The organism is Bradyrhizobium sp. (genome assembly GCF_017881085.1).
Lineage (GTDB): Bacteria > Pseudomonadota > Alphaproteobacteria > Rhizobiales > Xanthobacteraceae > Bradyrhizobium.
In genome coordinates, this window is the sequence record NZ_JADGRI010000283.1 from 1 (window position 1) to 7,134 (window position 7,134).

Here is a 7,134-nt window from a genome sequence, read left to right on the forward strand (position 1 = left end):
CATCGCGCCAAGCGTGACGTCGTGCATGCTGATATCGATGTAATCGCCGATCCCGGTCTGTTGCCTGCGAAACAACGCCATCAGCACAGCCGCAAGCCCCTGCAGTCCCGCAACGACATCGGCGACGGGAATACCCGGCATCGCGGGCTTGCCGTCGGCGCCGAGCGTGATGCTCAGCAATCCACTCTCGGCCTGGAGCGCCAGATCGTGCGCCGGGCGGTCCCGAAACGGACCCTGCTGGCCGAACGCGCTGATCGCGCAGTAGACGATGCCGGGATTGCGGGCTTTCACCGCGTCATATCCGACGCCCAATCGATCGACCGTGCCCGGACGGAAAGATTCAACGAACACATCGGCCGTCTCGCACAGGGTGAGAAGTTGATCGCGCTGCCGCGGATCCTTGAGATCGAGCACAATGCTTTTCTTGCCGCGGTTCAGGTTGCGGAAAAACACCGTACTCGGCCCGTCGGAAAGCCCGACGTGGCGCCCGGGATCGCCCTCGCCCGGCGCTTCGACCTTGATGATCTCGGCGCCGTGGTCCGCCATGGCCAGCGTCAGATAGGGGCCGGGCAGGAACACCGACAGGTCAATGACGCGGACGCCTTCGAGCTTCATGAAACCACGCGCCTCGAGGCAGGCTGATCGATCAGATATTCGGCGTTGTCGGCCCCCAACGGCGAACAGGCCGCTTGCTCCAGCCGCTGGCCGTTGACCTTGATCGGATTGGCGAGCGTGCGCATGTCCGGTTTGGCGGGATGCGGGGTATTGCGGATCATCCCGGTCGAATGCAGGAAGGGATTTTCCAGCGCCTGCGCCAGATCGAGAACCGGCGCGATCGGCAGCACGCCATTGAGTTTGGCAAGCCAGTGCGCGTTGGGCTTTCGGCTCAATTCGCCGTCGATGATGTCGGTCAGCGCGTCACGGTTGGCCTGGCGCAACGCCTGGGTCAGGAAGCGCGGATCGGAAAGCAGCTCGGTGCGGCCGATGGCGTTGACGAGTTCAGCCCAGAACTTGTCCGTCATGCACATGATGAAGAGCCAGCCGTCCGAGGTCGGGAAGGTCTGCACCGGAGCCACGGAGACCCGCGCCACAACCGCGTCGGCGTCCTTGTTCGCCAGCAATCCGAACCGCGCCAGGCTCGCCAGGGTCTTCCTGACTTCGCCGAGCGCCTCGGCTTCGAGCGCCGTGAATTGCTGCGCCGGGCGGGCCTTGACGTCGATCATGGTGACGGCGTGGCCGGCATAGGCAAAAGCCACGGCGATGCCGCGGCCCATGCGGCCGGCGCCGAGACAGGCAACCATGGGACGGGCCTGGGTCATCGGTCAAATCCCTCGCGCAACAATCTCTGCAACGCGCCGCGGTCAAGACCGCCGAGACCGAGGCTGGCCAGCGTGCGCCCATCCTTCATGAAATCCTCGCCGCAGATCGCGCCGCCGATGGCCAGAAATGCTTTCGCCAGCGGCGTCGCGATGCCGGCCAGTTCGGCGGCCGAGACCAGCAACGACAGGCCAAGGCGCAAGTCTTCGCGCATATAGCGATGCTCGGTAAGGACGATGCGCTCGCGCCAGTCGCCGGAATCGGTCAGGCGATCGTGCGAGCCGCGGCCATACATCCATTGCTCGCCTTTGGTCGCGTAATGATGCGCCAGCGGAAAATGCGGATCGCCATAGCCAAGGCCTTCGCGCACCGCGATGCGCTCGGTATCAAGCGCGTCGGTGACGCGGCGGATCGAGGCCTGGGTACCCTCCTTGTGGATGTCCCAGCGCTCGAAATGTTCGATCGGGCCGGCATTCATGACGATCAGCGGCGGATGGATGATCGGTCCGGCATTCATCAGCGCGCCCGACAGCGCGTCACCACAGGGCTCGATCACGCCGGGGAACGCGCGGCCGATGACATCGAGAGCGTGATCGGCATTCTTCAGCGGAAAGACGCCGACCGGCAACCGCTTGGCGCGGATGGTGATGGCGACTTCGAAGGGACCGTGTTTGCGTGTCAGCCAGGGCAGCGTGCCGGTCTCCGCGAAGCTCAGACTGGCGCGATGGCCGGCATCGCGCGCGGCCTCCGCGAAGATCATCGAGCCGAAGGTGGCCGGCGGCAGAAAGACCACCTGGCCGTCGCTGAGATGGGGCGCCAGCAGCTTTGCAATATCAGGTTGCGCAAAGGCCGGGGCGGGGCACAGGATCAACTCGGCATCGCGGACAGCTTCGGCGATATCCGTGCTGACCAGCGCCAGCTGCACGTCGTGCCGGCCATTTGAATCCTTGAGGACGATGCGCGAACCCGTCGCACGATGCTGCGCAACCGCGGCGGCATCGCGCCGCCACAGCCTGACGTCATGGCCCTGCAACGCAAAATCGCCGGCGGCCGCAAACGAGCCGTTGCCGCCGCCGAGTACCGCGATCTTCAAATGGCATCTCCTTGCGAGGATTCCGGCGCATCAAGCTGTCTCAGCATGAAATGCTGAACCTTGCCCAGCGCCGTGCGCGGCAGGTCATCGACAAACACGATATCGCGCGGCACCTTGAAGCGGGCAAGCTGCGTCAGCACATGCGCGCGCAGATCTTCCGCCTCGACCGAGCATCCAGCTCGCCTGATGACATAGGCCACGGGCACTTCATCCCATCGGGGATCGGGCCTTCCGATGACGCCGCATTCGGCGACGTCGGGATGTTCCAGCAATACGCGCTCGACCTCCGCCGGATAGATGTTCTCGCCGCCGGAAATGATCAGGTTCTTCTTGCGGTCATGGACCCAGAAATAGCCGTCGGCGTCGCGCAGGCCGATGTCGCCGGTGCGATACCAGCCGTCATGCAGCGCCTCGCGCGTTGCCTCCTCATTGCCCCAATATTCGTAGAACACGTTGGGGCCGCGCACCGCGATTTCTCCCGGCGTGCCCGGCGGCAGTTCATTGCCGGCATCGTCGATAACGGCGGCCTCGCAGCACAGGCCGGGCAGGCCGGTCGAACCGACCCGCGAGAGATCGCCGCCGAGGCGGCTGTAGATCGCGACCGGGCAGGTTTCGGTCGATCCGTAGACCTGCAGCACCGGCACGCCGCGCGCGACAAAGCGCTCGATCAGATGCGGCGGCACGATGGTCGATCCGGTCGAGACTGCTTTCAGCGAGGACAGATCGGTCGTGGCCCAGGCAGGATGGTCGCTCACCGCCTGAATGGTCGCGGGCACCAGCACCGTCAGGGTCGGACGATCGCGCGCCATGGCGGCGAGCGTCGCCTCCGGCGTGAAGCGCGCATGGATAGTCACGGTCGCGCCGTGGTGCAGGGCCGGCGTGGTCTGGATGTTGAGGCCGCCGACATGGAAGAACGGCAGCACGGTCAACACATGATCATCTGACGTGAGCCCGTGCATATGCTGGCTCATCACTCCGTTCCAAAGCAATGCCTCCTGCCGCAGCACCGCGCCCTTCGGTCTTCCCGTCGTGCCGGAGGTGTAGACGATCAGCAGCGGACAGGTCAGATCGGTGTGCGGATTGCGGCCGTCGCCATGCGCCTGTCCCAACAGCGTGTCGAATGCGATACCGCGTGGCGGCGCAAAATCGAGCCCGACGAGGCTGGTGTCGGGCAGGCTCTGTTCCAGCGCGGGCAGAACGTCCGCGAACGCCTGTTCGAGCACCAGCACCTTTACCGCGGCGTCAGACAAAATGAACACTTGCTCGGCGACCGCAAGGCGCCAGTTCAGCGGCACCAGCATGGCGCCGAGCCGGGCGCAGGCATAGAGCAGCACCAGATAGTCCGGCCGGTTCAGGCTGAGGATCGCGACGCGGTCACCGCGGCCGACGCCAAATTCGGATTTCAGCCCCCGCGCCGCCTGCGCGATGCGCGCATGCAACGCTGCATAACTGAGCGTCTCGCCCTCGAAAATGGTCGCGCGCTTGTTCGGCGTGAACGTCGCGTTCCGTTCGATGAGATCGGAAAGGTCCATCTTCGAACTAGTCGTCCGTCTCGCCGGTCTCGTACAGCGCTTCACGGCCGATGCGGTCGAGACAGAGTTCGGCGGTCCAGGGCAGCATCAGCGAGCCGCAGCGGCTGTCGCGATAGATCCGCTCCAAAGGCAGCGATTTCAGCATCGACTGGCCGCCGCAGGTGCGGATCGCCAGCGTCGCCAGTTCGTTGGCGCCTTCCATCGCCGAATATTGCGCGGCGTAAGCGCGCAGCACCTGCTCCTTCGCTGGATTGGCGCAAGCCTCGGTGACCGCCTGAAACCAGATCGCCTTGATCTGCTCCAGCTTGATCTGCATCTGCGCCACCGCGATCTGTTTGGTCGGATACATCCGGCGCTTGACCGGCGGCGTGCCCGGCACTTCGCCGCGCAGGTATCGCACGGTGAAATCGTAGGCGGCCTGGGCGAGGCCGATATAGGTCGGCGACAGCGTCAGGAACATATGGGGCCACCGCATTGCCGCCTGGAAATAGACGCCGCGCGGCATCAGCGCCGCATCCTCCGGCACGAACACGTCCTTGAACAATAATGTGCGCGATACCGTGCCGCGCATGCCCAGCGGATCCCAGTCGCCGACCACGGAGACGCCGTCTGTCTTGGCCGGTATCGCGAGGTAGAGCGTATTGCGGCGGGAAGCCTTTTCACCTTCCACGATCTCCGTGCAAAGCACGCCGTAATAATCGGCGTGTCCCGCGAGCGAAGCAAAAATCTTCTTGCCGTTGACGATCCAGCCGCCGTTGACGGGCTTCGCCTCGGTGCCGAAGGCGACGCCGCCAGCCGCGGCCGCACCGCCTTCCGAGAATGGCTGCGAATAGATCGCGCCATGCTCGACGATGCGCTTGTAGTGCACCGCGCGCCGGCGCTCGTGTTCCGCGCGTGTGGCGGCGTCCATGTCGAGATCGTCGGCCAGCGGACCGGACCACAGCGTCGAGCAGACGTGCATGTTCCAGGTCAGCGCGGTGGCGCCGCAATAGCGGCCGATCTCGGCGGCGGCCAAGGCGTAGGTCTGATAGTCCGCGCCGAAGCCGCCGTGCTTCTTGGGAATAGCGATGCCGAGCAGGCCGGAGTGATGCAGATCCCGGTAGTTCTCGGTGGGGAATTTCGCTTCGCGATCGTAGGTCGCCGCGCGGCCGGCGAACACGCTCTGGCCGAGCTCGCGCGCGCGGGCGATAATTTCCGCTTGCTTGTCGGTCAGCCGAAACGCGGCGGGATCGAAAATCGGCGCATCCAGATCGATCTTGTCGAGCGCAGCCGCACCCCTCGCTTGTACCGTCATCATGCCGTCACTTCGGTTGCAGCCGCATGGGCTTTCAGAAAGGAATCCAGCGCGGCATTGAAGGCGGCTGGACGTTCGAGATTGACGAGGTGGCCGGCGCCTTCGAGGTCGACGTAGGTGGCCGATGCAATGTAAGTCGCCATCTTCGCCATCATCGGCGCCGGCGCATTCCTGTCCCTGGAGCCCGACAAAACCAGCGTCGGCACCACGATATTCTTGAGCGCATTGCGCTGGTCGAATCCCAATAGCGCCAGCATGCTGGCCCGATAGCTCGCCTCGGGCACCGCGGCCATGCAGTCGCGCGCGAGCTCCATACCTCGGACATCGGGATTGTCGCCGACCAACTCCTTCACCAGGGTCGGTGCCAGCGAAGCCATGGTTTCGCCGCGGTCGAGCGGGCCGAGCCGCGCGCCGATGAATTCCTTTTGCCAGTCGCCGTCGGCTTTGCCGAACGCCGGGCTGGTCTGCGCCAGAACGACGGCGGCGGCGATATCGGGGTATTTCGTCAGCCATTGCTGAACGATCATGCCGCCGATCGAATGCCCGACCAGGATGGGTTTTGTCGCGCCGACCCCTTTCAGAAAGTCCTGAAGGGCGTCGGCAAGCGTGGCCATGCGGAAGCTGGGAAGCGGCGCCGAGCCGCCATAGCCGGGCATGTCCCAGGCCATCGCGCGATAGCGATCGCTGAATGCTTCGATCTGCCCGCGCCACGCCCGCGCCGCGCCGCCGATGCCGTGCAGGAACACCAGCGGCGGCGAGGTGAGCTTGCCGGCGGCCTCGTAACCGAAACGGCCGTCGCTGGTCATCATGGCTGCAGATGCTGGCACGCCGAGGCTCCCGTCTTGCCGGACCTTGCGATGCTAACAGGACCTCGGCGTATGAAAAGCGATATTTTATATTTAAAGCAAGTGACGTTTGCGGTCCGATTCCCGCCAGCCGGCACCGGCCAGCTGCTGTTGCGTTGCATTTCTTGCAAAAGCTTGAAGTCTAAAATATACGCAGTCTTGCTGTGGGGCAAAAGTTTTCAGGGAGATGGCGCATGTCCGGACTACCGCGTTCCTCCCACGCTCTCGTCACCGGCGGCGGGCGAGGTATCGGCCGCGCCATCGCGTCCTCGCTGGCCCGCGCGGGTGCAACCGTCACGGTGCTTGGCCGTAATCGTGCCACGCTGGATGAAGCCGTGGCCGCGGGCGACGCGCATTTCGTGGTTATCGCCGATGTCGCCGATCAGGCCGCCGTCAACGCCGCGATCTCGAAAGCCGTCAGCCGGCAGCCGATCGATATCCTGATCGCCAATGCCGGCATCGCGGAATCGGCTCCGTTCGCCAAATCCGATGCGGCGCTGTTCCGGCGCATGATGGACGTCGACTTCATGGGTGTCGTGCACGCCGTCCAGGCCGTATTGCCCGCCATGAGGGACCGTCCCTATGGCCGCATTGTCGCCGTTGCATCGACCGCGGGTCTCAAAGGATATGCCTACGCCAGCGCCTATAGCGCAGCAAAACACGCGGTGGTCGGGCTGGTGCGCTCGCTGGCGCTGGAATTGGCAACGACGCGCGTGACCGTGAATGCGGTATGCCCGGGTTTCACCGATACCGATTTGGTTGCCGGCAGCATCGACAACATCATGAAGAAGACCGGCCGCAGCCATGAGCAGGCGGTCGCCGATCTTTCCCGGCACAATCCGCAAGGGCGCCTCGTAAGTCCTTCGGAAGTCGCCGACGCCGTGCTGTGGTTGTGCGGCGAGGGCGCCGGCGCGATCACCGGACAGGCCATCGCTGTGGCCGGCGGAGAAGTTTGAAAAGAAGCGCGCGCAATAACGAACGACAATCCCAAGGGAGTTTTCATGAGCACGCCTGCCAACCCCGTCACGCTGCCGCTTTCGCAATATTCGCCCA

At 64.6% G+C, this 7,134-nt stretch carries 7 protein-coding genes; 1 reads left to right on the plus strand and 6 read right to left on the minus strand.

Annotated features, from left to right (window positions below; genetic code table 11):
• The 6 genes from QZ213_RS21935 to QZ213_RS21960 all read right to left on the minus strand — a co-directional run.
• A partial coding sequence (locus QZ213_RS21935) for a CoA transferase (RefSeq protein ID WP_291688189.1) occupies positions 1-615 on the minus strand: 615 nt, incomplete at its 3' end.
• Positions 612-1,319 (minus strand): CoA transferase, encoded by a 708-nt coding sequence (locus QZ213_RS21940; protein WP_291688190.1) that lies wholly within the window; start codon positions 1,317-1,319, stop codon positions 612-614. The genes QZ213_RS21940 and QZ213_RS21935, both read right to left, overlap by 4 nt.
• Positions 1,316-2,410 (minus strand): NAD/NADP-dependent octopine/nopaline dehydrogenase family protein, encoded by a 1,095-nt coding sequence (locus tag QZ213_RS21945; RefSeq protein ID WP_291688191.1) that lies wholly within the window; start codon positions 2,408-2,410, stop codon positions 1,316-1,318. The genes QZ213_RS21940 and QZ213_RS21945 overlap by 4 nt, the downstream gene beginning before the upstream one ends.
• Positions 2,407-3,942 (minus strand): long-chain fatty acid--CoA ligase, encoded by a 1,536-nt coding sequence (locus QZ213_RS21950; protein WP_291688192.1) that lies wholly within the window; start codon positions 3,940-3,942, stop codon positions 2,407-2,409. Before QZ213_RS21950 ends, QZ213_RS21945 begins: the two co-directional genes overlap by 4 nt.
• Before the next feature lie 7 nt (positions 3,943-3,949).
• On the minus strand, positions 3,950-5,236 hold the full coding sequence (locus QZ213_RS21955) for an acyl-CoA dehydrogenase family protein (protein ID WP_291688193.1): 1,287 nt from the start codon (positions 5,234-5,236) through the stop codon (positions 3,950-3,952).
• Positions 5,236-6,063: an alpha/beta fold hydrolase gene (locus tag QZ213_RS21960; RefSeq protein WP_291688194.1), complete on the minus strand. Its 828-nt coding sequence runs from the start codon at positions 6,061-6,063 to the stop codon at positions 5,236-5,238. The genes QZ213_RS21955 and QZ213_RS21960 overlap by 1 nt, the downstream gene beginning before the upstream one ends.
• A 212-nt stretch (positions 6,064-6,275) precedes the next feature.
• On the opposite strand from QZ213_RS21960, the gene QZ213_RS21965 reads away from it, so the two are divergent.
• A complete protein-coding gene (locus QZ213_RS21965) occupies positions 6,276-7,037 on the plus strand; it encodes an SDR family oxidoreductase (RefSeq protein WP_291688195.1) in 762 nt (253 codons plus the stop codon).
• Positions 7,038-7,134: the final 97 nt, after the last annotated feature.